Below are 23922 nucleotides of genomic sequence, written 5' to 3'. Positions count from 1 at the left end.
TGTGCGGGTGAAGCGGGCTGGTCGAGTGGCTGTTTGGGGCGTGTGCGACGGAATGCCCCGGTGCGTCGGGTGGGCGGCTGCCGGTGTCCTGGGTTCGGCGCGCTCGGGAGGTCGGTCGCAGTAGCAAAGATGTGTAAGCGACCTAATTCTCGGCCGAGTTGGGGATACAGATCCCTTTTGTCTCGTATGTGTGGGCGCGAAGGGAACGGACTTGTGATTATCGTGTGAAACGCAGTATCGATACTCCTCGAGTTGCTGCACGGCCATCCCCCACGTGCCGAGAGGACGCTGCCCTGCACCAGGTTGCCCACTCGCCCCGTCCCCATCGCGCCCGGCGTCGCGCCGACATGCCACTGCTCGGAGGGGTCCGTCCGCCGATCGCGGCGCTGCTCTGTGCGCTGCTGGCGGTCGCCGCGTTTCCCACACTCGGGCTCGGCACCGTTCATGAACAGGACGTTCCCCAGGCCGTACGCGACGGGGAACGCCGGATCGCCGAGGATGCCGCCGCCTCGGTCAGAACCTCCATCGACGCCAGAGCCGCCGCGGTGCGTCGCGCTGCGGCGTCGGCCAGACCCGCCGACGGCGGCACTCCCGCGGCCGTACTGCGATCCCTCGTCCCGGCCGGGCCCCCTGCGCTGGGCGCTTCGCTGCTCGACCCGGACACCGGAAAAGCGGTGGCCGCCGGCGGTGAAGGGGTGCCGCTGACCGGGGCGGCTGCGGTGGCCCTGGCGAAGTCCGGTACCGCGAACATCGCGCCCCGGCTGGCCTCTTCAGGCGGTGCCGAACCCCGGCTGCTGCTCTTCGCCCGGGTCACTGTGCCCACTGCGGTCGGCAAGCAGGACGAGAACCACGACCAGGCACGCGACCAGACGGGGGACCAGGGCGCCGGCGAACGCGAACTCCTGCTGGTCGTATCGGAGAGGGCCACTGCTCCGGTGGTGTACGGAGAAGTGCGCACCGGTCAACTGGTGGACCGGAACGGCAAGGTGCTCGCCAGCGCCGCCACCGTCGGCACGGACCCGGCGCCCGACACCGACGACCGCACCGGGCCCGCCGCCGCGGCGGACGCCGCCGGCGCCGGCCGACGCGCCGGGGACTCCTCGGGGAGCATGCTCGGTGACGGTCACGACGGGCTGCGCAGGGTCGCGGGCTGGGCATCGGTCTCCGCGGTGGACGGCAAGGACGACAGCTCCGGCCTGGGGCTGACGGTCGTCACGTCCCAGGATGTGGCTCCGGCGAAGGACGGAGCCGATCACACCGGGTTCGCCCTCGTGGCCGCGGGCCTGCTGGTGGTGATCGCGCTGCTGGTCACCGCGGTGCTGTGGCGCACCGTGCAACTTCCGCTGCTGCGGCTGCACCTGTCCGCCGCCCGGCTGGCCAGGGGTGTCTGCGGCTTGTCGGGGGCGGCGGAGGAACTGGCGCGGCCGGTGCCGGCCGCCCTGTTCGGCGAGCCCCGCAGGGTCGGCCGGGCGTTGGAGTCGATACGCCGCCAACTGCTCGGCGAGACGGGGCCGGAGCCCGTGCGGCCGGTGCGACGCCGGCCCGGTCTCCGGTCGGTTGCCGTGGTCTGCGCACTCGTGATCGCCGTGTGGGCGGTGCCGCTGCTGTTCCTGCTCAACCGGGTACCCGCCGCCAGGGCCGTACCGGCAACCACCGTCGCCGACCAGCAGGCACGCACCGAGGCCGCCGCCGACCGGGTGCGGCAGTCCCTCGGGCAGAGCTGCACCGACCTCGCAGCGGTGGCGTCGGCCATCTCCGGTATGCCACCGGAGCGGGCGACGGAGGTGCTGCGGCGCGAACACGCCGGCCATCCCACCTTCCGGTCGCTGTACGTGCTGGACCGCACCGGTGCCGTCGTGCTGCGGGTCGGCAAGCAGCCGCTGCGCACCCTCGTCCATGCACCGACCGGTCAGGGCATCACCCAGGTCACCACGTCCGGCAAGATCCCCACCATCGCCGCCTACGCCCAGATCCCTGCGGCGGGCAACGCCAAGAACGCCAAGGGCGCCGCGGACACCGCCCCGGCCGTGGTCGTCGCCGAGATCGGGGTGAACGGGCTGAACGACCTCGTGGCGCGGCCGGGGCTCGGCAAGGTGTGGCTGACCGACGAGCGCCACCGGGTGCTCGCGTCGAGCACCGGCTTCCGGGCCTTCCAGCCCCTTCCCAGCCGGGGCCTCACCAGCCTCGTGGACAGGACCGGCGCCGCGCCGGGCGGCCGGGGCAGACCGGAGTCGGCCGTCCTGGACGCGGGCGCCGGGCCGGGCGAGGGCTTGTCGGTGGCGGCCGCCGCGCCCCTGGCACAGTCCGGGCCGGCCGCCGGACTGGGCTGGCAGGTGGTCTCCGCCGAGCCCGCCGCGGCGCTCAAACTGGCGGCGTACGAGGTCCAGGCGCGCACCATGCTGGCCGGGCTGCTCGCCCTGTCCGTGGGCGTCGCCTGCCTGGGTTGGCTGCACATCGTCGTGGTCAGACCGCTGCGCGCCCTCACCGGGTGCGCCGAGCGGCTGGCCGGCGGCGACCGCCGCACCGTCCTGTACCCGGTCCACCACGACGAGTGCGGCTCGGTCACCCGCAACCTGGAGCTGCTCCGGCAGGCCCTGGTGGAACGGGACCGCGGCGCCGGAGCCGACGTGGCCCCGGCCCTTGTCCCCAAGTCCCAGCGCGGCAGCGCGCCGTAGCAGTGAAGGATCAACTGTCGTGCTTTTCCTCTACGTTGTGCTGCTGCTGAGCTGCACCGTGCTGCTGGTCGCCGGCGTGCTGGAGCAGCGGCGCCACTACGCCGCGCTGGCGCACATCCCCGCCCGGGTGCTGGTCAACGGCATCCGCGGCAAGAGTTCCATCACCCGGCTGTGCGCGGGGGCGCTGCGCGGCGGGGGACTGGTCACCGTGGCCAAGACCACCGGCACCGCCGCCCGGTTCATCCACCCGGACGCCACCGAGGAGCCGGTGTACCGGAAGTTGGGCATCGCGAACGTCGTCGAGCAGATCGGCATCGTCCGACGCGCGGCGGCCTACCGTCCGGACGCCCTGGTGATCGAGTGCATGGCGGTGATGCCCGCACTCCAGGAGATCAACCAGGAGAAGCTGATCCGCTCCACGATCGGCGTGCTGTGCAACGTCCGCGAGGACCACCTCGACGAGATGGGCCCGACGTTGGACGACGTGGCCCGCTCGCTGTCGAGGTCGATGCCGGTCGGGGGGATCTGCGTCACCGCCGAGCAGGAGCGGCTGCACATCCTCAAGGCGGAGGCGGACAAACGGAGATGCCGCCTGATCACGGTCGATCCGGAGTCGGTCACCGACGAGGAGTTGCGCGGGTTCAGCTGGTTCACGTTCAAGGAGAACGTCGCCATCGCGCTGGCGGTGGCCGAACTGCTCGGCGTGGACCGGGCCACCGCACTGCGCGGCATGTGGGACGCACCACCGGACCCCGGCGTGCTCTCCGTCGAGCGCTACCGCACACCGGACGGCAAGCGGCTGCGCTTCGCCAACGTCTTCGCCGCCAACGACCCCGAGTCGACGCTGATGAACGTCCGTCAGCTGGCCGAACTCGGCGCGATCCGGCGCCCGTTGAACGTGGTCGTCAACTGCCGCCCGGACCGGGTCGAACGCAACGGGCAGATGGGGGCGATCGTCCCCGACCTGGACCCGGAGACGGTCTTCCTCATCGGGCATCCGACCAGGAGCGCCCGCGACGGCATCCCGTCGGACTGGTCGTCGGGCCGGGTGGTGGACCTGGGAGGCGACCGGCGCGACGCCCAGGAGCTGACCGGCGCCATCCTCGCCGAACTGGGCCCGGATTCCTCGCTGGTGGCCATCGGCAACATCCACGGCCAGGGCGAACTGTTCCTGGAACACCTCGGCAGGCTGCCCATCGACCCCGCCGACGAGCCGCTTCCGGTGGCGCACCCGCCCGAGCCCGAGCCGTACCGCTGGGTGGCGTCGCTGAACGCCCCCACCCCCGGCCCGCCTGCCCTACCCCCCTCCTCAGCCCTCACCCCAGCCCGGCACGAGCCCACAAGGACGCAGCAGTGATCCCCGTCAACGTCACTCCGCAGACCGCCGCACTGGGGATCGCCCTGGGACTGGTCTTCTCGCTGGTCTGCTACCTGACCACCAACCTCTCTCCCGGCGGCATGATCACCCCCGGCTGGCTGGCGCTGACCCTCGTCACCGATGTGGTCCGGGCCGCGATGGTGATCGGTGTCACCGCGCTCACCCTCGCCGCGACCAAGCTCCTCCAGCGACATGTGATCCTCTACGGGAAACGGCTCTTCGCCGCCGTGGTGCTGTCCGCGGTGCTGCTCCAGACCACGGTGATGCTCGCGCTCCAGCACGAGTTCCCGCTCCTCTACACGGCCCAGACCCTGGGCTTCATCGTCCCCGGCCTGATCGCCTATCAGCTCGTTCGGCAACCGCTGGCGGCCACCGTGATCTCCACCACCGCGGTGACCCTCGGCACGTATGTGGTGCTGGTCGCCGGGCTGCTGCTGGGGGCGCTGCCCGTCGGCTGACCCGGGCACCCGCGTCCGCCGCACCCGTCCGCACGTAAAGGAGGTCACCATGGGCACCGGCCCCACCCCGCCCCGCAAGCCGAGCCGCCGTCAGATCCTGGGCTCCGCCGCCGGCCTGGCCGCCGCCGCAGTCGCCGGCGGATACGCATGGCAGCGTTCCCGAAGCGACCTGCCGGACCGTGACGTCCCGATACCGACCGGCGGCTACCGCTTCGAACGCCGCGACGCGCCTGCTCGTACGGTGGTTCTCGCCGCCGATGACCGGGTGCTGGCCACCTTCACCGACGGCGCGCGCACCGCCCTGCTGACCGGCCCGACCCGTACCTGGAGCGAGTCGCGCACCACCGGCGCGGTGGTCCACGGCGATGCCTGGGTGCGGCTGATGGGCAGCGCATGGAGCCAGGGCAGGGAGCGAACCGCCTGGTTCAGGGAGTGGTTCCCCAAGGCGCTCGCCGACCGCAGTCCGGATGCCCTCGCGGTGGCCTTCCAGTACGGCGACGGGGCACCCGACGTGCGCACCGCATCGGGCCTGCGCTACGCCGGCAAGGCCCACTTCGGGCCGCAGGTTCCCGGCCGCCAGCCCGATTCGTTCCACTACCGCGACGAGAAGTCCGACTTCTACGACTACCTCGGCGTTCCCTGGACCTTCCCGGACGGCACCCGCACGTCCCCGGAGAAGGAACGCTACGGCGACGTGGACTGCTCCGGCTTCATGCGCCTGGTCTGGGGCTACCGCATGGGCTACCCCATGCACGCCACCAACGACCACGGGATCGGCCTGCCCCGCCGGGCCTATGCCATCGCCACCCGCGCCCCCGGCGTGCTGCTGATCCCCAACACCGGGCAGCCGCCGGCCGACCTGAGCCTGCTGCTCCCCGGCGACCTCGTCTTCTTCTCCATCGACATCGGCAGGCCGCACGGCATCGACCACTGCGGCATGTACCTGGGGCCGGACGACGACGGGCATCCGCGCTTCTACTCCAGCCGCTCGCAGGCCAACGGGCCCACCATGGGCGACCTGGCCGGCCGCGCGACGCTCGACGGCCATGGCTTCTACGCCCGGGGGTTGCGCATGGCCCGCCGCCTGTGAAGCCGACGAAATACCCCTCGCATCCGAGCCCGTCCGCACGAGAGACACCGCCATGGCCACCGCACCCCTCACCGGAGCCCCCACCGACCCCGGCCGGCGCATCAGGCGCGCCTGCCACGCCAGACGCCGTCAACGGCCTTCTGTCAACTGGGAGTTGTCCGCGCTCCTGCTGATCCTGGCGGCGGCCGCGGTGCTCTACGCCTGGGGCATCGACCGTGCCGGGGTGCACCCGTACTACAGCGCGGCCGTGCGTTCCATGGCGGCGAACTGGCATGCCTTCGTCTACGGCGGGCTCGACCCGAGCGGCTCGATCACCGTGGACAAGATCCCCGGTGCGCTGTGGCCGCAGGCCCTTTCCGTCATGCTCTTCGGACCGCACAACTGGGCCGTGGTACTGCCGCAGGTCCTGGAAGGCGTACTGGCCGTCTGGGCGCTGCACCGCATCGTCCGTGCCTGGGCCGGCCCCACGGCGGGACTGCTCGCCGCGCTGGCCCTCACCCTCACCCCGATCACCGTCGCACTCAACCGGCACACCATCCCCGACACCCTGCTCGTGCTGCTGCTGGTCCTCGCCGCGGGATCGCTGCAAAGGGCCGTCACCACCGGCGGACTGCTGCCGCTGCTCGGCTGCGGAACATGGGTGGGGCTGGCCTTCCAGGCCAAGATGCTCCAGGCGTGGCTCGTGCTGCCGGTCTTCGCCGCCGTGTACCAACTGGCCGCGCCCGGCTCACCGTTGGAGCGGGCCCGGCGGGTGCTGCTCGCCGGAGTCACCACAATCCTCGTCTCCTGCTCCTGGCTGCTGCTGGTGGGGGCAACCCCCGCCGAGAACCGTCCCTACATCGACGGGACCACCAACAACAACCCCTTCACCCTGGTCTTCGGCTACAACGGGCTGAGCCGGTTCGGCCATGACCCGCATGCGCTGGGCGCCGTCGCCGGCACCGCCGCCAGCCGCACCACCGGCAACACCGGCTGGACCATGCTGGTCAACGAGAGCCTGGGCCCCCAGATCTCCTGGCTCCTGCCGCTCGCCGTACTGGCGTTGGTACTGGGCGTGTGGTGGCGCGCCGGACTCCCGCGCACCGACAGGCTGCGGACGGGGTTCCTGCTCTGGGGCGGCTGGCTGGCGGTGCACGTCGTGGTCTTCAGCAACTCCAACGGCAATCACGGCTACTACACCGCCGTACTGGCCCCGTCCCTCGCCGCGCTGACCGGGGGCGGCCTCGCCGTGTTCCGGTCCGAGCACCGTGCCGGCGGGCGACGCCGGGCCGCGCTGCCCGTCGCGATCGGGCTCACGGCCCTGTGGGCCGCGGCCGTGGAAGGCCCGCACAGCGCATTCGCCCCCTGGCTGCTGCCGATGGTGCTGATGCTCGGCCTGTGCGGGACCGTCGGTCTGTGGACCAGCGGGCCGGACACCACGCGCCGGGCGGTGCACAGCGCCCTGGCTGCGGCACTGGCGGCCGTACTGCTCGCCCCGGCCGTCTGGGCCGCCTCCTGCCTGGACCGGCGGTATCCCGGCTCACCCATCGAGCCACTGGCCGGACCGGTCGGACCCGACTATCAGGGGACGCACCACCACCGGGTCAGGATCCCGCGAAACCCTTTGAACCAGCCATCGTCGCGCGACGCCGCACTGCTGAGCTACCTGTCCGCGCACCGCTCCGGAGAGCAGTACCTGCTCGCCACCCAAGCCGCCTACGGCGCCGAACCCCTGCTGCGCGCCACCTCCCAACCCCTGCTGGTCATGGGCGGCTTCACCGGCCTGACCCCGTATCCGACCCCCCTGCGGCTGAGCGACCTGGTCGCCACCCACCACCTGCGCTACGCCCTGCTGACCACGCGCCGCCCGTCCACACCGGCAACGGCCTGGGTGAGGAGCATCTGCACCCGCATCCCGCCCAGCGCCTACGGCCGCACCTCGGACGGAAGCTTCACCCTCTACGACTGCGCTCGACGGGACAACTGACCTGCTCGGCCTGCCCTCCACGGATCGCCGGCCGTCGGTCGGGTGCCCGCTGTGACCCGACCGGGGCATCCCTCCCGCCCCCGGCCACGCCGGTAGAAACCTGTCATGCGAGTGACGATGTGTTTGCAGCGGAGAGGCAGGGGAACCTTCCTGGCGAAAATCGACCCTGGTCCCCGGGACCAGCAACAACGCACCGCGCGTGCTGCGCCCGGTCCGCGCCCGGTCCGCGTGCAGCGAGAGGACTCCATGAAGCACATGCGACGTTCATTCACCGTCCTGGCGACCGCCGTCCTGCTCTCCCTGGCCGGCCTCGCCCTCGCCGCGCCGGCCCAAGCCTTCTCCGAAGGCCCCGAGAGCAACACCGCCCTCGTTCCTGCACTGGGGCCGGGGCTCATCCTGTAACCGTCGATTCCCTCGTCGGCGGGCGCGGCGCCAAGTCGACGTCGTCCTCGTATAGGCGGCCGCCAACTCCCGGCAGCCGGGTGGGCGGGACTTCTACTCCGCCGCTGAAGCCCAGTGCGCTGGTCACACCCTGGAGGTTCAAAGAGAGCGCAAACCAAGGGGCATTGAGCAGGCCACACCCCTTGCGGGCACGGTGTGGAACGAGGGCATCCGGCTCTGTGACATTCGTCAGGGCGAATCAGTGACAGACGGGTCTGCCGACTGCATGGCCGTCTTGGCAGATTGAGGTGGGATCACCGCTTGGTGATCCGCACCGAGCGGAAGGTCCGCACGCCATGTCACCACGCAACCGCAACCGCAACCGCGCCTTCGCCCTGGCCGCCGCCACGGCCGCGCTCGCCGGAATAGCCGCTTCGCCCAGCGCCACGGCGCTCGGCGCCGCGTCGTCCGAGCCCACGCCGGCTGCCGACATCAAGGTCACGAACCGCGTGACCAACACCTTCTCGTCGCACGCAATCGGGGTGAACACGCCGTTCTGGAACCCGTACCTCACCAGGCCGGACACCCCTGAGCTCATCCGCAGGGCAGGCATCAAAACCCTGTCGTTCAACGCCGGTGGGCCCAGCGACCTGTACCACTTCCAGAACGGCGGCTGGCTGAGCCCCGACCCGAACGGCAAGGACAACGGGGGATACCAGGACCTCGACCCGACGTTCACCTTCGACCAGTTCGCGAAGACCGCCCAGGACGCACACGCCGGCATGCTGGTGCACGTCAACTACGGCACCGGCCCGACGGACACCAAGGCCCACCCGAGCACCAAGGAGCACCCCAAGCCCGGCGACCCGCGTGAGGCCGCCGCCTGGGTCCGGTACGCCAACCGCACCCACCACTACCACGTGCACGACTGGGTCGTCGGCGAGGAGACGTACCTCAACGGCTGGTTCAGCAACCCCCAACACCCCGCGCCCAAGGAGCCCGACGCGCACGCCGACAAGTCGCCGGCCGCCTACGCCCGCAACTCCATCGCCTACGCGAAGGCGATGAAGGCCGTCGACCCGAGCATCCGGGTCGGCATCGAGTTCTTCCCCAGCGACCCGGCGACGGCGCACGATCCGGGAAAGGGCAAGCTGAAGGAGTGGGACGACGCGGTTCTGAACACGCCGGGCCTTGCGAAGGCCGTCGATTTCGTCGACATCCACTGGTACCACCCCACGTTCAGTGGGAAGTTCGACGACGCGTCGGTGCTCGCCGACACCGCGCACACGGCGCCCGTGCTGAAGGCGCTGCGGGCGGATCTGGATCGGGCGTCGGGGCCGCGCCATCACCTCGACATCGTCGCGGGTGAGAGCAACTCCGGCGTCTTCCCCACGCAGCAGCAGGACAACGCGGTGGGCGCCCTCTACCTGCTGGACAGCAACCTGTCACTGCTGGAGAACGGCGTCTCGAACGTTGACTGGTGGGCTCTGTACAACGGCCCGAGCGCTACGAAGGACGGCGGCTGGGGCGACCTCGGGTTGCTGTCCTCCGGGAAGTGCCCGTGGGACCAGCCCAAGAAGCAGCACTGCGAGCCGCCGGTCGGCACGCCTTTCGCGCCTTACCACACCCTGCGGATGCTGACCACCGCTCTCCAGGGCGGAGGCGCCACGCTCGCTACGACCACGACCGGTGGCAACGGCACCCTCGCCACCCACGCGGTCCGTCGCGCGGACGGCACGCTGGCCGTCGTCGTGGTCAACAAGGACCCGAAGCAGGCCCAGTCCTTCCATTTCTCCCTTCCGGCCGGCTACCACAGCGACCGCACCCTCACCTGGCAGCGCGGCGACTCCGCCCCCGCCACCCACCGTGGCGCGGCCCCGACAAGCCTCGCCCCCTACTCCGCGGCGGTCGTCCTCCTCAAGCGTTGAGCGAACCTCCGGGGCCGGATCACGAGCCGGCCCCGGGGCCTGCGACGACGAGCCCCCCGATACGTGGGAACAGAAACACGCCCGGGGGCGAGCGCCGCCCCCCGAGCCGGAAGCATCCTTGCGTTGCAGCGGCACCGCGACCTCACCATGCGGGCGGCCGCACGGACGATCAGGCCAAGCAGCACCGGGCTGCCGCCGGAGCCGTGGCTCGGGCGGCAGCCCAGATCGGGTCGCCGACCTTCAGCGATCAGTCCCGCAGCTGCTCCGGGTCGGCCGCCAGGATGCGTCGGACCTGGTCGAGCAGTGCGCTCGCATCCGGCTCGGAGGAGCCCTTGTCGAGACCGCTGCCGCGGAGCGCGTCGGCGATCTCCTTGAACTGGACGTCCCAGTCGTTCTGGTAGACCTGCTCGTGTTCCTCGGTCCCGTGCGACTGGCGGAGGCCGATGGTGCGGTCGACCAGCTTGCCGATCAGCGCGGTCATGGCGAACGAGAACAGACCGATGACCAGCACGGCCACCAGTTGCTTGCCGAGCAGGTCCCAGCCGCCGCCGTAGAACAGGCCCTTCTTGCCGGTCATCGTTCCGGTCGCGGCGAGGCCGACCATCACCATGCCGAACAGCCCGCCCCAGCCGTGGATGCCGACCACGTCCAGGGTGTCGTCGACTCCGAAGCGGTACTTCCAGCTGATCGCGAAGGCACAGGTCAGACCGGCCAGGAAACCGATCGCGACAGCCCAGAACGGGGTGACGTCGCCGGCGGCCGGGGTCATCGCGACCATGCCGGTGACGGCGCCCATGCTGATGTCGAGCAGACCGACCTGGCGGGTGCGCCAGTAGCTGGTCACCGCCCAGCCCGCCATGGCGGCACCCGCGGCGAACTGGGTGTTGACGAAGCCCATCGCCGCCGCGCCCGGCACGCCGAGGGAGGAGCCGGTGTTGAAGCCGAACCAGCCGAACCACAGCAGGGACAGGCCGATGACCACCAGCGGCAGGTTGTGCGGGCGGATCGGCTGGCGCTCGAAGTCCTCCCGCCGCCCGGCGACCGCGGCCAGTGCCAGGCCGGCCGCGCCGGACGCGAGTTCGACCACCGTACCGCCGGAGAAGTCGACGGCGCCGAGCTGCCTGGACACCCATCCGTCGGGCGCGAACACCCAGTGCGCCATCGGGACGTAGACGAGCAGGGTCCAGGCGCAGACGAAGACCAGCCAGCCGTTCATCTTGGCCCGTCCCGCCACCGAGCCGCTGATCAGCGCGACCGTCACGATGGCGAAGGACATGTGGAAGACCGAGAAGGTCACGGTGGGTATGTCGCCGGTGCGGCTCTCCAGGCCCACGCCGGACATGAAGACATGGCCGAGCCCGCCGATCAACCCGAGCCCGCCGGCGTCCTTGCCGAAGGCGAGGGTGTAGCCGAACGCGAACCAGGTGATGCTGACCAGCACCACACAGCCGAAGCACATCTTGAGCATGGTGATGACCTGGCTGGTCTTCACCATGCCGCCGTAGAAGAAGGCCAGTCCCGGAGCCATGAGCAGCACCATGGCCGCGGCCATGATCAACCAGGAGGCGTTGCCCGTGTCGAAGATGTGGGACATGTCAGTTCCTCGATTCGACGGACGGCGGGTGAGCAGTCGTCACTTCTCCTGCTCCCGTCGCTGGAGGACCTCCCGGAGCTCGGCCAGCAGCTCGGCGTCGGCGCTGCCGCAACCGGCCTCCTCACCACCCGTGCCCACGGTGACGGGGACCCGGGCCTGCACAAGCCGCCGCCGGACCTCGGCGATGGTCTCGTCGTCGTACGCCTGCTCCTCCTCCGCGCCGGGGACATGCTCGTAGTCCTCGGCGGCCCGGAAGCCGACCGTCCTCTCGATGGCCTGGGCGATCAGCCAGGTCACGCCGAAGGAGAAGGCCGCACACACCACCACGCCGACGGCCTGGCGCCACAGCAGGTCGACGCCGCCGCCGTAGAACAGGCCCTTCTTGCCGCTCATCTGGAAGGTGGCGAACAGGCCGATACCCAGGACACCGACGATGCCGCCCCAGCCGTGTACGCCCACCACGTCGAGGGTGTCGTCGTAGCGCAGCTTGTACTTGAGGTTGATCGCGAAGGCGCACACCACGCCCGCGACAAAGCCGATCACCAGGGCGCCGATCGGCGAGACCTCACCACAGGCCGGGGTGATGGCGACCATGCCCGCGACGGCGGCCGACGCCACACCGAGCATCTCGACGTGTCCGAGCCGCCACTTCTCGATCAGGGGCCAGCCGACCATCGCGCCGCAGGCGGCGAGTTGGGTGTTGAGGAAGGCCATCGGCGCGCTGCCGCCCGATTGCAGCGCGGAGCCGGCGTTGAAGCCGAACCAGCCGAACCACAGCAGCGCGAGACCGACCACGACCAGCGGCAGGTTGTGCGGCCGGATGGTCTCCCGCTCGAAGTCCTTGCGCTTGCGGACCACGATCGCCACCGCGAGGCCGGCCGCACCGGAGTTGATCTCCACCGGCATACCACCGGCGAAGTCCAGAGCGCCGAGGTGGGCGGTGACCCACCCGTCGGGCGCGAACACCCAGTGCGCCATCGGCACATAGACGAAGAGGGTCCACGCCACCACGAACCACAGCCAGCCGCGCATGGTCGCGCGACCGGCGATGGATCCGCTGATCAGGGCCACGGTGATGATGGCGAAGGCCATCTGGAAGCCGGAGAAGATGACGGTGGGGATGGAACCGTTCAGGCTGGCCATCCCGACGTCGTGCATCATCCAGTGCGCGGGGGAGCCGATCAGGCCCCAACCGCCGACGTCCTTGCCGAAGGCCAGGCTGTAGCCGATGGCCAGCCACAGCAGGGTGACCAGGGCCAGGCAGACGAAGCTCATCTTGAGCATGACCAGCACGTGCTTGGTCTTGACCATGCCGCCGTAGAAGAAGGCGAGGCCGGGCGTCATCAGCAGCACCATGGCGGTACTCGCCATGAGCCACGCGGTGTTGCCCGTATCGAGAGTGGTAGGCATCCGAGTCTTTCCGGGTAGGGGGAGCCGTGCTTGAACGGCACCGCGGCGGTCGGGCAAGGGGGTGGGGTGGGTGCGGGTCAGGACGTGCGCATCGCCAGGGCCGGTACGCCTCACCAGGGCCGGTACGCCGATCAGGCGCCGGCGTACGGCATCAGGCGCCGGCGGGCGGCCGCGGTAACCGTGGGGGAGTCGGTGCCTGGGCGCGGAGCCGGGCCCCGGAGCCCTCGGGCAGCACGGTCTCGCAGGCCAGGAGATCGGCCGAGGGAGCGGCGTCGACCACGGTGCGGAATGCGGGCCCCTCGTCGGCGAGTGGGCCGAGCCTGCCGGCCTGGGCGCTCTCGTGCCCTTCGAGCAGGACGAGAGCGGCGGGCCGCGGGTGCCCCAGGCCGGATCGGGGAGCCGGTCTCATCTCTCAGGCGCCGATCGATTCATGACCACGGCGCCGGCCGGCCAGATCGGCGACGCCGTGGGCGCAGAGCTTGTCGATCTCCAGTGGAGCCAGATGCATGGAGGCGCTCCTTCTGCGGGCGCGGGGACGTCCGCGCGTCGGGGTGCGCGGCACCCATGAGGGTAAATTCCGTAATGCGGAAATCCACTTCCGTTTGAAATGCAACGTAAGGGCGACCACGGCGTTCGTCAACGCATGGCTGAAGGGTTTGGGCTTTTCTTTATCCGTGGCCGCGAGCGAAAACGGGTCGGCCAACGGTCAATTGATGGAAATCGACGCCTGCCGCTCGGTATGTGACGTTCGAAGCCGGTTTGTCATCGACCTGTGTGGCCCCGAGGGCTGGCGAGGACGTGCCCCAGGGGGGATCCACCCGCATGTGTCGGCCCTGGCGGACAACGGCGAGCCGACGACACCGACGGCCACCCCCAACACCGGTGCGGACCATGGCTGATGCGGCACCAGCAGGTGGATCGCCCAGAGATCCGGCTGGCGCGTGAGGCGGGTTTGCCGGCATGCCACTGCTCGGTGGGGACGGCCTGATCTGGAACGACAGGAGGGCGCCGGTGAAAACCGGCGCCCTCCGTCGTACGAGGCTGCTACGTCTGCCACCGAGGCGTGGCCGAGGGACGGACGTCACGCGAATGCGCTCCCCTCGACCGGGCCTCGGGTCACGCCTAGCTCAGGGTCTTGAGGGCCGCGGCGTCGTACGGCTGAAGTTCCTCGAAGCGGTTTCCCAGGATCTTGGCTGCCCAGTGGGGGTCCTGGAGGAGGGCGCGGCCGACGGCGACCAGGTCGAACTCGTCGCGGTCCAGGCGGTCGAGGAGGTTGTCGATGCTGCCGACCGCCGCGCCTTCGCCCGCGAAGGCGCGGAGGAAGTCGCCGTCGAGGCCGACCGAGCCGACGGTGATGGTGGGCTTGCCGGTGAGCTTCTTGGTCCAGCCTGCCAGGTTGAGTTCGGAGCCTTCGAACTCGGGGAGCCAGTAGCGGCGGGTGGAGGCGTGGAAGGCGTCGACACCGGCCGCGGTGAGCGGGGCCAGGATCGCCTCCAGGTCCTCCGGGGTCTCCGCGAGCCTGGCGTCGTACGCCTCCTGCTTCCACTGCGAGTAGCGGAAGATGACCGGGAAGTCGGGGGAGACGGTTTCGCGGACCGCGGCGACGATCTCGGCGGCGAACTTCGTACGGGCTGTGGGGGTGCCGCCGTAGGCGTCGGAGCGGCGGTTGGTGCCGGCCCACAGGAACTGGTCGAGGAGGTAGCCGTGGGCGCCGTGCAGTTCGATGCCGTCGAAACCGATGCGCTCGGCCGCGGCGGCGGCTTGGGCGAAGGCGCCGATGACGTCGTCGAGGTCGCCTTGGGTCATGGGCTTGCCGGTGCCCTCGGTGCCGTCGACGCGGATGCCGGAGGGGCCGACGGCGGGGGCGTCGGCGTAGGGCGGCTCGCCCTGCTTGCGCACCATGCCGATGTGCCACAGCTGCGGCACGATGGTGCCGCCTGCGGCGTGGACGGCCTCGGCGACCTTCGCCCAGCCCGCCAGCTGCTCTTCGCCGTGGAACCGCGGTACGCGGTCGCTGTTTCCGGCCGACTCGTGGCCGACGTAGGTGCCTTCGGTGACGATCAGGCCCACGCCGGCGGCGGCGCGGCGGGCGTAGTACGACCGCACGTCCTCACCGGGGATGCCGTCCGGCGAGAACATCCGCGTCATGGGTGCCATCGCGATGCGGTTGGGGACGGTCAGGCCGTTCAGCGCGATGGGCCGGGCCAGGATCTCGGCCGCGCGGGAGACGGCGGACGCAGAGGCGGTCATGGGGGTGCTCCTTGTAAGCATCGGTAGGGAGGAAGAGGAAGGGGAAGAGGAAGATGCGTGAGGCGCATTGAACGGGCGTGGGGGGCGACCGTCCGGGGGCACGGCATCTCGCCTGTCCGGCGAGCTGTCTGTGATCCGGGACATCGCCGCCTACTGCGCCGCGGGGTGTGCCAGCGCCACGTCGAAGCCGTCCGTACCGCGGCCCTCGACGGCGAGCGCCGACGCCACCGGGGGGTAGCCGCTGGCGATGAGCGAGTACTCGCCCGCCGTCAGGTCGGTCAAGGCGTACGCGCCGTCGGCATCCGTGATGGTGGTACGCACCACGTTCCCGGCGGCGTCCACCAGCGTCAGTCGGGCGTCGGGCAGCGGACGGCCGCCCTCCCCGGCGCGTACGGTGCCCCGCACCTGCACACCGGACGGCACTGTGGTGCGGGGGAGCCGGACGCCGTACGGGACCGGGGTGGCCGCCGCTGTGACCGTGGCGGCCTGCGGCTGATGGCCGTCGGCGGTCGTGATGAGGACGTACGGGCCATCGGCCGGGGCGTCCAGCGCGTACCGGCCGTCGGGGTGGGAGGCCGTGCGGCCCACCTGCCGCCCGTCCGGCGAGACAAGGGTGAGGGCGGCACCGCCCAGCACCTCGCCCTCGGCGTTCCGCACCACGCCGTGGAACCCGGCCCCGGCCGGGACGGAAGCGATCTGGACCGCTTCGGCCTGGACCGCTTCGGCCTGGACCGCATCGGCCTGGACCGCATCGGCCTGGACGGCAGGCTCCATAACCGGATCGGCAACGACCGTCTCCACTGCGGGAGTTGACGAGGTGCCCGCGCCGGCCCTGCCCGCCTCGACGACCCGGGGGCCGTGCTGTCCGCGCAGGCCGAGCCCGCCGATCACCGAGACCAGCGCGAACGCGACGGCCCCGATGCCGAAGGTGAGGGTGAACCCGGATTCGGCGGGCAGCGGCGGAACGCCCGCCGGCAGGTGCTCGATGGTCTTGGACGCCAGGATCGTGGTGACGACGGCGCTGCCGATCGCGCTGCCGGTGGAGCGGGAGATCGAGTTGATGCCGTTGGCGATGCCGCTTTGGTGGTGCGGGACGCTCGCCATGATGACGGCGGGCATGGCGGCGTAGCCGAAGCTGACGGCCGCGCCGGTCATGAGGCCGGCTCCGATGACCGAGGCGGTGTGGGCGTGGTCGAGGGCCAGCCAGCCGAAGCCGACGGCTCCGAACGCGGCGGCCATGCCGAGCACGTACCGGGGGCCGTGGTGTCGGACGAGCCGGCCGCCGATCGGCGAGGCGAGCAGGGAGACGATCGCGCCGGGCAGCAGGAACTCGACGGATGCGCGCAGGATGGAGGCGCCGAAGCCGAAGCCGGTGAGCGCCTCGGGCATCTGCACGAGGTAGGAGACACCGAGGAAGTTCGCGAACATGCCGAAGCCGACCAGGATGCCGGCCAGATTGGCCATGAGGACCGGGCGGTGGACGAACATCCGCATGTCGACGAGGGGCTCGCGCACCTTGAGCTCGACCAGGACCCAGACCGCGGCCATGACGACCGCGCCGGCGAAGGCGCCCAGCGTGCGGCCGGAGGACCAGCCCCACTCGTGGCCCTGGGAGATCGGCAGCAGGAGCAGCAGCAGGGCGACGCCGAGGGTCAGCGCTCCGAGGAAGTCGGTGCGTCCGCCGGTTTTGTGTCGGGTCGCCGGGACCAGGAAGACGACGGCGAGCAGGGCGAGGAGTGCGAAGCCGGTCGCCATCCAGAAGGCGTTGCGGTAGTCGGCGTCGGCGCCGGAGGTGAGCAGGCCCGTGGCGACGAGCGCGAGCCCGCTGCCGAAGGCGAGGGTGCCGCTGACCAGCGCCATGGCGCCGGGCAGCTTCTGCGGCCGGACCTCTTCACGCAGGACGGAAAGGGCCAGCGGGAAGATCGCGGTGGCGGCACCCTGGAGCACCCGGCCCAGGATCAGCAGCGGCAGCGAGTTCGCGACCGCGGCGATGACGGAGCCCGCGACCATGACGACGAGCACGGCCACCAGGGTGGGCTTCTTGCCGTGCTGGTCGCCGAAGCGGCCGAGCAGCGGGGTGAAGACGGCGGCGGACAGCAGTGTGGCGGTGGTCACCCAGCTGACGTTGGCGGTCGAGGTGCCGAGGTCCCTCTGGATCAGGCCCAGGATCGGGACGGGCAGGGTCTGCATCATCGACACGACCATGGCGGCCAGGCTCAGGGCGAAGACGATGACCGTCTCGTTCCGGCGCCCGGCGGCGGGGGCGGATGCGGATGCGGCGTGGCTCATGGCTGGCGGGACCTTCTCGGTGTTTCAGATCGTAGATGTTTGATGACATGAAGTACTTCCGCAGACGGTAGACCGAGATACTTAAGATGGTCAAGTAAACAATTGATGATGTGAAGCATCTTGGGTACGCTCCAGCTATGAGCGCCACCGGCCCGTCGGCCCCCACCAAGCTCCAGCTGCTGGAGCTCCTCGCCGCTATCGGCACCGCCCAATGGCGCGATTTCGCTGCTGCCGCCGCCCATCACGGCCTCACCGCCATGCAGGCCAAGGTCCTCGCCCAGCTCGACGGCCCGCTGCCGATGCGCGGCCTCGCCGCCCTGCTGGTCTGCGACGCGTCGAACGTCACGGGGATCGTGGACCGCCTGGAGGCCCGCGAGCTGGTCCGCCGTGAAGCTCACCCCGCGGACCGCCGGGTGAAGAACGTCGTCGCGACGGACGCGGGCCGCGAGATCATCCGTTGTGTGCGCGAGGAGATGCAGGAGACACACGGCGCCCTTGACGCCCTGGGTGACGCCGACAGCGCGACGCTCTACGCCCTGCTGCAACGCCTGCGACCGACGATGGAGGAGAACGCCTGACGCCCCTCCCGCTGCCTGGGCGCAACGCCGGTCTCCGGGGCGGAGCCGGACTTCGGCATGGCCGCTGGTGCGTACGGCTACCGATCCGTAACCACTTGCGGTTCGTCACGTTGGCCTTTGTGGTCTGTGTCGTGTGTGGGCGTTTGTCGGTGTGTGTCGGCGTCCTCTCACCTGTAAGGAGCATGGCGTGAAGCTGCGTTGGTCGAGACTGCTCGCCGCTCTTCCGGTGTTTGGCCTGGTCACGGGTATGGCCGCGGTTTCCCCTGTCGCCGCTGCCCTCTCGCCGTTGGAGGTTTCTGGTGGCAGGTCGGTCGGCCTTCCCCGTCCGGCGTCGTCGACCGCTTTGGTGGGGGGTTCGTCGGGGTCGTTTGTGTTCAGGCCGTCGGTTGGTGGGGTCGTGCCTCGTGGGGGATGGGCCGGCGTGGGCCGTGGTGGTTGGAATGACTTTTCCTGCAGGCCCTCGGCCGCTCATCCCCGTCCGGTGGTCCTGGTGCATGGCACTCTTGGTAACGGGGTCGACAACTGGCTTGGTCTGGCGCCTTATTTGATGGCGCGTGGGTACTGTGTCTTCTCCTTCACCTATGGCGGGTTGCTTGGTCTGCCGGTGGTGGGTGGGGTGGGTTCGATCGATGCTTCGGCTCGGCAGCTCGGTGTGTATGTCGATCGGGTTTTGGCGGCGACGGGGGCGCGGAAGGTCGACATCGTCGGGCATTCGCAGGGCGGGATGATGTCGCGGGTGTATCTGAAGTTCTATGGCGGCCGTCGCAAGGTGCACACGTTGGTCGGGCTGGCTCCCAATAATCATGGTACCGATCTGCATGGGTTGATCACGTTGTTGGATTCTGCTCCGGGCGTGAGGAGGGTCTTGCATGGGCTTGTTCCGGCGGTGACCGAGCAGGAGTCCGGCTCGCCTTTGTTGAGGCGTCTGAATGCGGGTGGTGACACCGTTCCCGGTGTTCGTTACACGGTCATCGCCACTCGGTACGACGAGATGATCACGCCGCATCGCTCGGAGTTCCTGCACGGCTCCGACGTCCACAACGTCGTGCTGCAGGACCTGTGTCCACTCGACGTCTCCGGACACGGCTCGCTCGGGCTGATCGACCGGCTCGCCTTCCACGAGACAGCCAACGCCCTCGACCCCGCCCACGCCACCCCCACCACCTGCGCCTATTAGTGATCATGGCTGGTCCCCGCGGGCGCCGACACCGCAAGTTCCGGGGGCATGGCCGGTCGGGCACGTTCGGGGTCCGCGCCCCCATGCTCCCTGTCCGTCGCATCACCGCGCCCCATGCCCTCATCAACGCGTCGAGTACGACGCGGTCGCACGATTGCCCGGACAAGTCCCAGGGCCTGCCCTGCGGAACTGTGCTGGGTTTCGCCGCCCATTGGAATGATCCACAAGACAGGCCCTGAAGGCGCGTTCTCACTGAGGTGGCGCGCTCGGCCGGCGGTTCTCGCCTACCGGGCCGTTTCCGTCCAGGTGACGGGCAGTTCGTGGACGCCGTAGATGTTCATGTCGGTCTTGAGTTTCACCTCGCGGGTGGGGATGGCGAGTTCGAGGGTCGGGAAGCGGCGTACCAGTGTGGTGAATCCGGCACGCATTTCGACGCGGGCGAGTTGCTGGCCGAGGCACTGGTGGATGCCGTGGCCGAAGGACAGGTGGCCGCGGGCCTTGCGGTGGACGTCCAGGGTGTCGGGGCTGTCGAAGCGCTCCGGGTCGTGGTTGGCGGCCAGCAGCGAGACAATGACGGTCGATCCCTTGCCGATCGTTTCACCGCCGAGTTCGGTGTCCTCCGTGGCGTAGCGGTAGAAGATGTCGGCGACGGAGAGGTAGCGCAGGAGTTCCTCGACGGCATCGGGCATCAGGTCCGGGTTGGCGCGCAGTTCGGCCATCTGCTCGGGGTGCTCCAGGAGCGCGAAGGTGCCCAGTGCCAGCATGTTGGCGGTGGTCTCGTGGCCCGCGAGCAGCAGCAGGGAGGCGATGCCGGTCAGTTCCTCGATGGTGAGGTCGTCATGGCGGGCCAGGTCGGACAGTAGGTCGTCGCCGGGCTCGGCGCGTTTACGCGTGACCAGTTCGGCGAGGTACGCGGTCAGCGCGCCGTACGCCGCCATCTGCTCCTTGAGGGACTGGTCCTTGACCAGGAACTTGGCGGAGTTGACCTGGAAGTTGTCCCGGTCCTCGTAGGGGACACCGAGCAGTTCGCAGATCACCAGCGAGGGCACCGGCAGCGCGAACTCCCTGACCAGGTCGACCGGCGGGGCAAGGCGCGCCATCTCGTCCAGCTGCCGCTCGGTGATGTCGCGGATGTGTTCTTCGAGCTGCTTCATGCGTGTGACGGTGAAGGCGCCGGTGAGCTTGCGCCGCAGCCGGGTGTGGTCCGGCGGGTCCATGGCGATGAATAAGCCCGGCACTTGCGGGGACGGTTCGGTGGCGGCGGGCATGCCTGGCACGTGGAGAACGCCGATGTCATGGCGGGAGCTGAACCGGGTGTCGGCCATGAGCCGGCGGACCGCGTCGTAGCCGGTGACGAGCCAGCCCTCGTGACCGTCGGGGAAGACCATCGGGCTGACCGGGCGGGCCTCGCGCAGCCGGGCGATCTGGCGGGGCGGGGCGAAGGGGCCCGCGTCGCGCTCCGTCGGGAGGCCGTGCGGGATGGGAAGCGTTTGAGTCATCGGGATTCCTTTCGTGGCGGTTGTTGCCGTCACAGTCGCCGACGGACCTGACAAATGACTGAAACGGCTCTGACACCGACCATGCGACCATGCCGGAGACACGGCCGGCTGAAGGCCGTCCCGTATGCGGCGGGGTTTATCCCGTGAAGGCGCGACCGCGGCGCGATCTGCCGCGGCGTGAGGTTCGTGCGCCGGTAGGTGGCCACCGGCAGTACCCGGTCAGCCAAAGGGCAACCGCTACGGACCCCCACGCCGGACATCGCGAGGGTGGGGCCCGTGCGGGCCAGGAGAGCTTGCTCGGTGGAGATGAGCGGTGCGGACGCGGCGCCCGGGTCGGCCGGCCCTGCCGGTGCACCCGGCAGCTCCACAGACAACCCACAAGATGGCTGGCTATGTTCTCCCTGTGAGGGTGCGGAAGGCGTGGGGAGGCCGTCCGTGCCACAGGAACAGGGAGGCACCGTGCGTGATCTGCCCCGGCCCATGAGGTCGCGAACGGCAGACGTCCCGCTGCCGGTGCCGCAACGGACAGGGGAAAGGCAGGAGTGATCGTGTTCGCGCGTGTGGGGGGTAACCGGCGGCGAGTGGTCTGGGGCCTGGTCGGCGTGGCGTTGGTGCTGGCCGTCTGGATGGTGATCCTTGGACTGACCCTGAAAAGCCATGCCAGGGTCCGCAACTGGGACACCGCCTGGATCGGGCTGGACGCCATGGAAGTGGCCGGCTTGCTGCTCACCGGTGTACTGATCTGGTATCGGCGCACCGCGGCAGGCCCCATTGCTTCGGCCACCGCCACGCTCTTCGCACTGGATGCCTGGTTCGATGTGACCACCGCAGCCAAGGGCACCGACCATGTGGAAGCGGTGGCCATGGCCGCCTTGTGCGAACTTCCTCTTGCGATCGGTCTGGCAACCATCGCCGTCCTCGCCCCTCGCTGGAAGGACCCTCACCGCCGGCCGTCGACGTCGCAGGTGGCATCCACCGGGAAGGGCTTCAACCGGCGGGCGGAGAACCGTACGCCGGAGGAGACGGAGGCGGCGGCGTTCAGGACCGCTCCGCGGAAGTAGCTGCGGTCGCGTACCGGAAAGGCAACAGCGCGGCGTCCGCCCCGGGTTCGGGGCGGACGCCGTAGCGTTGGCGCATGAGGCGCGACGCATGACGGTCGTGGTCCTGTGCGACGAGGCTTCGGCGGGAATCCCGCTACGCGTACCGGAGCCTGCGCGTCGACCGCCGCACCTGCGAGCCACCCTCGGCATTGACATCCTCTCGAACAGAGGCGAAAAGCCCGTAACTTCATGGACTTTGCCTTTTGGCCCCGCGCGGGTATCAACGGGAAACCCACGCCGCCGGAACCGAGTTGGGCTTCCGGGGCCGTCACGCAAGTGCCCGCACCGGTCCCAACGGTGCAAGGGCGATAGACGCCGAGAAGGCCCTCGCCCGCATGTCTGTTCCACGGCTGTTCACCTGCATGGTCCGAAATGGCAAAGGCATCTGGCAGAGTTCTCTGCCCGCCCGCCGCCTTGCGCACGCCCCGTCGGCACCACGACCCGGCCGGAGTGCGGCGCACCCTCCCGTCCCACCCGTGTCGCGCGGTGGGCGGCGGCGTCCGCATGGCGGCCGACCTGGTTCCGGACGGCGAACCGTGCGCTGTCACGCCGAAACGTTCGAGGCGCGCAAGGAGAATGTCTGTGCACTGCGGTGAATTGGGCAGGGTGCCCGACGGCTGGCCGCAAGGGTGCTTCAGGTGCCACCGCAGGGCCGTTACGTACGCTGCCGCAGCAGATCCGTACACCGCGGGGCGAATACGCGAGGCCATAGCCGGGAAACGGCGGCGTATTTGCTGGGAATCGCCTTTCGTGAGGTGTCACGTTTCCGGTTCGGGAAGAGTCCGTGGGTCGCTCCGGGATGTGAGGGGGAAGCGTCTCGAATTCCTTGACCGTACGGCATTCGCCATCGCGTGTGAGTGTGCTTCTCGGCGGCTCCCTTTGCTGTCGAGAACGGATATCGCCGCCCGGTGAGGCGGGGTCCGCCATCGACCGATTCGGCCTCCGGTGACCGGCGAGTCCTGATCGCCCTCCGTCCGGTGCGGGCACATCGTGACCGGGTTGCCGGGATTAATCCATTTTGGTTCGGCGGTCACGGCGTCACGACTCCTCGCCTGTGACCCGGCCCCGCCGGGGGATTTCCGTGTGCGGAATACGGCGATCCGCTAGTCCGGACGCTGTGCAGCGGAGGGGTGCTCTGTCAATGATCAATGTCAAGGCTTGATCCACAGCGAAAGCCGAACTAACGTCTGTCGGGTCGGCAAAGCCGCGGGCTCGGCAGGGGGACGGACTGCGCGAGCCGATGGAACCACACTTCAGAAGCGGGGGAAAAGCGTGTCGACTTCGGCAGGTTCCGGTTTACGACCCACTGGCCCTGACCCATTGAGTTATTCCAGACGGAGAAGGCACCGTCATCCGGTGCGCAGGCCGGTGCGCGCGGCTGAATACCACTTACGGCGCAGCTTTCGTGGTGCCGGGGAGCACTGTCCCGGCACGGAGACGCGCCGATGACGCGGGACATCGCGAGCCTTACGGCCACCCGCGGCTCCGGGGCCGGTGCGCTGCGCACCACACCCCCGTTCGTCGTGCTGCTCGGCACCGACTATGCCGGCAAGTCGTCCGCGCTGACGGAACTCGCCGAGCGCTCGCCCTCCTGGAACGTCGTCTCCCTCGACGACGAGTTCCTGGATCCCGGCCACGCCCTGATCGGAAGACTGCGCCGCAACCTGGTCGCCGACGTCCTGCCGGATCTGCACGACGGCTACTCCCTTGACTTCATGGTCAGCCTGCTGCAGACGGCGACGGTCCATCTGCGCGACAGCATCGAGCGCAGCCCGGGCGGAGCACCGGTTCTGGTCGACTCCTACTACTACAAGATCCTCGCCAAGTGCCGGCTGGCCGGAGTCGACAGCCATCCCCTGTTCGACTGGTGGCGCACCTTTCCGCAGCCGCGCCAGGTGGTCTTCCTGGAGGTGTCGACTGCCACGGCCTGGCAGCGCTGCGGCGAAGGGGCCGGGACCAACTCCCTGGAGTACTACGGCGAGCAGCCCGACCGGGCGTCGTTCGAGAAGTTCCAGTCCGACCTGCGCGAGGCCATGTGGGAAGAGGTCCGGCACCTCCCGGTCACCGTCGTCGAGGAGCAGGAACACGTTTCGCGGACCGTGCAGATACTAGGAGAGGTGATGGGCCGTGAAATCGGCTGACTTATGGA

At 69.9% G+C, this 23922-nt stretch carries 18 protein-coding genes and 1 pseudogene; 12 read left to right on the top strand and 7 right to left on the bottom strand.

Translation table 11 applies throughout. From position 1 onward, the window contains the following. The first annotated feature begins 347 nt into the window (after window positions 1-347). From GR130_RS23165 to GR130_RS23135, 7 genes are all read left to right on the top strand, one after another. Entirely contained in the window at window positions 348-2675 is a 2328-nt protein-coding gene (locus tag GR130_RS23165) for a HAMP domain-containing protein (RefSeq protein ID WP_159506470.1), read from the top strand. A gap of 19 nt (window positions 2676-2694) precedes the next feature. After that, window positions 2695-4032 (top strand): poly-gamma-glutamate synthase PgsB, encoded by a 1338-nt coding sequence (pgsB, locus tag GR130_RS23160; RefSeq protein ID WP_159506469.1) that lies wholly within the window; start codon window positions 2695-2697, stop codon window positions 4030-4032. Then, complete coding sequence (locus GR130_RS23155; protein WP_159506468.1) at window positions 4029-4511, top strand: poly-gamma-glutamate biosynthesis protein PgsC/CapC; 483 nt, start codon at window positions 4029-4031, stop codon at window positions 4509-4511. Before pgsB ends, GR130_RS23155 begins: the two co-directional genes overlap by 4 nt. Before the next feature lie 49 nt (window positions 4512-4560). Further along, a complete protein-coding gene (locus GR130_RS23150) occupies window positions 4561-5601 on the top strand; it encodes an NlpC/P60 family protein (protein ID WP_159506467.1) in 1041 nt (346 codons plus the stop codon). 52 nt (window positions 5602-5653) lie between these two features. After that, on the top strand, window positions 5654-7567 hold the full coding sequence (locus GR130_RS23145; RefSeq protein ID WP_159506466.1) for an ArnT family glycosyltransferase: 1914 nt from the start codon (window positions 5654-5656) through the stop codon (window positions 7565-7567). A gap of 255 nt (window positions 7568-7822) precedes the next feature. Then, on the top strand, window positions 7823-7969 hold the full coding sequence (locus GR130_RS23140; protein WP_159506465.1) for a hypothetical protein: 147 nt from the start codon (window positions 7823-7825) through the stop codon (window positions 7967-7969). Between the two features lie 335 nt (window positions 7970-8304). Beyond that, window positions 8305-9876, top strand: coding sequence for a hypothetical protein (locus GR130_RS23135; RefSeq protein WP_159506464.1), 1572 nt, complete (start codon window positions 8305-8307; stop codon window positions 9874-9876). Between the two features lie 247 nt (window positions 9877-10123). Here GR130_RS23135 and GR130_RS23130 read toward each other — a convergent pair whose 3' ends face one another. The 3 genes from GR130_RS23130 to GR130_RS23120 all read right to left on the bottom strand — a co-directional run bounded on the left by GR130_RS23130 (window position 10124) and on the right by GR130_RS23120 (window position 13289). Further along, a complete protein-coding gene (locus GR130_RS23130) occupies window positions 10124-11470 on the bottom strand; it encodes an ammonium transporter (RefSeq protein ID WP_159506463.1) in 1347 nt (448 codons plus the stop codon). Window positions 11471-11509: 39 nt separating this feature from the next. Beyond that, the gene (locus GR130_RS23125; RefSeq protein WP_159506462.1) at window positions 11510-12880 is read right to left on the bottom strand and encodes an ammonium transporter; all 1371 of its coding nucleotides are present in this window, start codon (window positions 12878-12880) and stop codon (window positions 11510-11512) included. 151 nt (window positions 12881-13031) lie between these two features. Next, window positions 13032-13289 (bottom strand): hypothetical protein, encoded by a 258-nt coding sequence (locus GR130_RS23120; RefSeq protein ID WP_159506461.1) that lies wholly within the window; start codon window positions 13287-13289, stop codon window positions 13032-13034. 97 nt (window positions 13290-13386) lie between these two features. Here GR130_RS23120 and GR130_RS23115 point away from each other — a divergent pair, with 97 nt between their 5' ends. Then, window positions 13387-13779: a hypothetical protein gene (locus GR130_RS23115; protein ID WP_159506460.1), complete on the top strand. Its 393-nt coding sequence runs from the start codon at window positions 13387-13389 to the stop codon at window positions 13777-13779. Between the two features lie 223 nt (window positions 13780-14002). Here GR130_RS23115 and GR130_RS23110 read toward each other — a convergent pair whose 3' ends face one another. From GR130_RS23110 to GR130_RS23105, 3 genes and pseudogenes are all read right to left on the bottom strand, one after another. Then, the gene (locus tag GR130_RS23110) at window positions 14003-15130 is read right to left on the bottom strand and encodes an NADH:flavin oxidoreductase (RefSeq protein WP_159506459.1); all 1128 of its coding nucleotides are present in this window, start codon (window positions 15128-15130) and stop codon (window positions 14003-14005) included. A 150-nt stretch (window positions 15131-15280) separates the two neighbouring features. Continuing rightward, window positions 15281-15904: an MSCRAMM family protein gene (locus tag GR130_RS40880; RefSeq protein ID WP_236574014.1), complete on the bottom strand. Its 624-nt coding sequence runs from the start codon at window positions 15902-15904 to the stop codon at window positions 15281-15283. A gap of 9 nt (window positions 15905-15913) precedes the next feature. Beyond that, window positions 15914-17419, bottom strand: a pseudogene (locus GR130_RS23105) (MFS transporter); the annotation flags it as partial. A gap of 137 nt (window positions 17420-17556) precedes the next feature. Here GR130_RS23105 and GR130_RS23100 point away from each other — a divergent pair. Together GR130_RS23100 and GR130_RS23095 are read left to right on the top strand one after the other, a co-directional pair. Beyond that, window positions 17557-17997: a MarR family winged helix-turn-helix transcriptional regulator gene (locus tag GR130_RS23100; protein ID WP_159506457.1), complete on the top strand. Its 441-nt coding sequence runs from the start codon at window positions 17557-17559 to the stop codon at window positions 17995-17997. Window positions 17998-18184: 187 nt separating this feature from the next. Next, window positions 18185-19174 carry an esterase/lipase family protein gene (locus GR130_RS23095; RefSeq protein WP_236573401.1) on the top strand — a complete coding sequence of 330 codons (990 nt, stop codon included), beginning with the start codon at window positions 18185-18187 and terminating at the stop codon, window positions 19172-19174. Window positions 19175-19458: 284 nt separating this feature from the next. Here the strand turns inward: GR130_RS23095 and GR130_RS23090 are convergent, their stop codons facing one another. Further along, complete coding sequence (locus GR130_RS23090; protein ID WP_159506456.1) at window positions 19459-20673, bottom strand: cytochrome P450; 1215 nt, start codon at window positions 20671-20673, stop codon at window positions 19459-19461. A gap of 548 nt (window positions 20674-21221) precedes the next feature. On the opposite strand from GR130_RS23090, the gene GR130_RS23085 reads away from it, so the two are divergent. After that, on the top strand, window positions 21222-21734 hold the full coding sequence (locus GR130_RS23085; RefSeq protein ID WP_159506455.1) for a hypothetical protein: 513 nt from the start codon (window positions 21222-21224) through the stop codon (window positions 21732-21734). 1484 nt (window positions 21735-23218) lie between these two features. Then, the gene (locus GR130_RS23080; RefSeq protein WP_159506454.1) at window positions 23219-23914 is read left to right on the top strand and encodes a hypothetical protein; all 696 of its coding nucleotides are present in this window, start codon (window positions 23219-23221) and stop codon (window positions 23912-23914) included. The last annotated feature ends 8 nt before the right edge of the window (window positions 23915-23922 follow it).

It is taken from the genome of Streptomyces sp. GS7 (genome assembly GCF_009834125.1).
In the GTDB taxonomy this organism is placed as follows: domain Bacteria; phylum Actinomycetota; class Actinomycetes; order Streptomycetales; family Streptomycetaceae; genus Streptomyces.
Note: the sequence above shows the minus strand (reverse complement) of the source record. Positions and strands in the feature narration are given on the sequence as shown.

What these genes read in the sequence shown, in the direction of transcription:
- GR130_RS23165 (WP_159506470.1), top strand. Translation starts at nt 348, where the DNA reads ATGCCACTGCTCGGAGGGGTCCGTCCGCCGATCGCGGCGCTGCTCTGT.
- GR130_RS23150 (WP_159506467.1), top strand. Translation starts at nt 4,561, where the DNA reads ATGGGCACCGGCCCCACCCCGCCCCGCAAGCCGAGCCGCCGTCAGATC.
- GR130_RS23145 (WP_159506466.1), top strand. Translation starts at nt 5,654, where the DNA reads ATGGCCACCGCACCCCTCACCGGAGCCCCCACCGACCCCGGCCGGCGC.
- GR130_RS23140 (WP_159506465.1), top strand. Translation starts at nt 7,823, where the DNA reads ATGCGACGTTCATTCACCGTCCTGGCGACCGCCGTCCTGCTCTCCCTG.
- GR130_RS23135 (WP_159506464.1), top strand. Translation starts at nt 8,305, where the DNA reads ATGTCACCACGCAACCGCAACCGCAACCGCGCCTTCGCCCTGGCCGCC.
- GR130_RS23130 (WP_159506463.1), bottom strand. Translation starts at nt 11,470, where the DNA reads ATGTCCCACATCTTCGACACGGGCAACGCCTCCTGGTTGATCATGGCC.
- GR130_RS23125 (WP_159506462.1), bottom strand. Translation starts at nt 12,880, where the DNA reads ATGCCTACCACTCTCGATACGGGCAACACCGCGTGGCTCATGGCGAGT.
- GR130_RS23120 (WP_159506461.1), bottom strand. Translation starts at nt 13,289, where the DNA reads ATGAGACCGGCTCCCCGATCCGGCCTGGGGCACCCGCGGCCCGCCGCT.
- GR130_RS23115 (WP_159506460.1), top strand. Translation starts at nt 13,387, where the DNA reads ATGGAGGCGCTCCTTCTGCGGGCGCGGGGACGTCCGCGCGTCGGGGTG.
- GR130_RS23110 (WP_159506459.1), bottom strand. Translation starts at nt 15,130, where the DNA reads ATGACCGCCTCTGCGTCCGCCGTCTCCCGCGCGGCCGAGATCCTGGCC.
- GR130_RS40880 (WP_236574014.1), bottom strand. Translation starts at nt 15,904, where the DNA reads ATGGAGCCTGCCGTCCAGGCCGATGCGGTCCAGGCCGATGCGGTCCAG.
- GR130_RS23100 (WP_159506457.1), top strand. Translation starts at nt 17,557, where the DNA reads ATGAGCGCCACCGGCCCGTCGGCCCCCACCAAGCTCCAGCTGCTGGAG.
- GR130_RS23090 (WP_159506456.1), bottom strand. Translation starts at nt 20,673, where the DNA reads ATGACTCAAACGCTTCCCATCCCGCACGGCCTCCCGACGGAGCGCGAC.
- GR130_RS23080 (WP_159506454.1), top strand. Translation starts at nt 23,219, where the DNA reads ATGACGCGGGACATCGCGAGCCTTACGGCCACCCGCGGCTCCGGGGCC.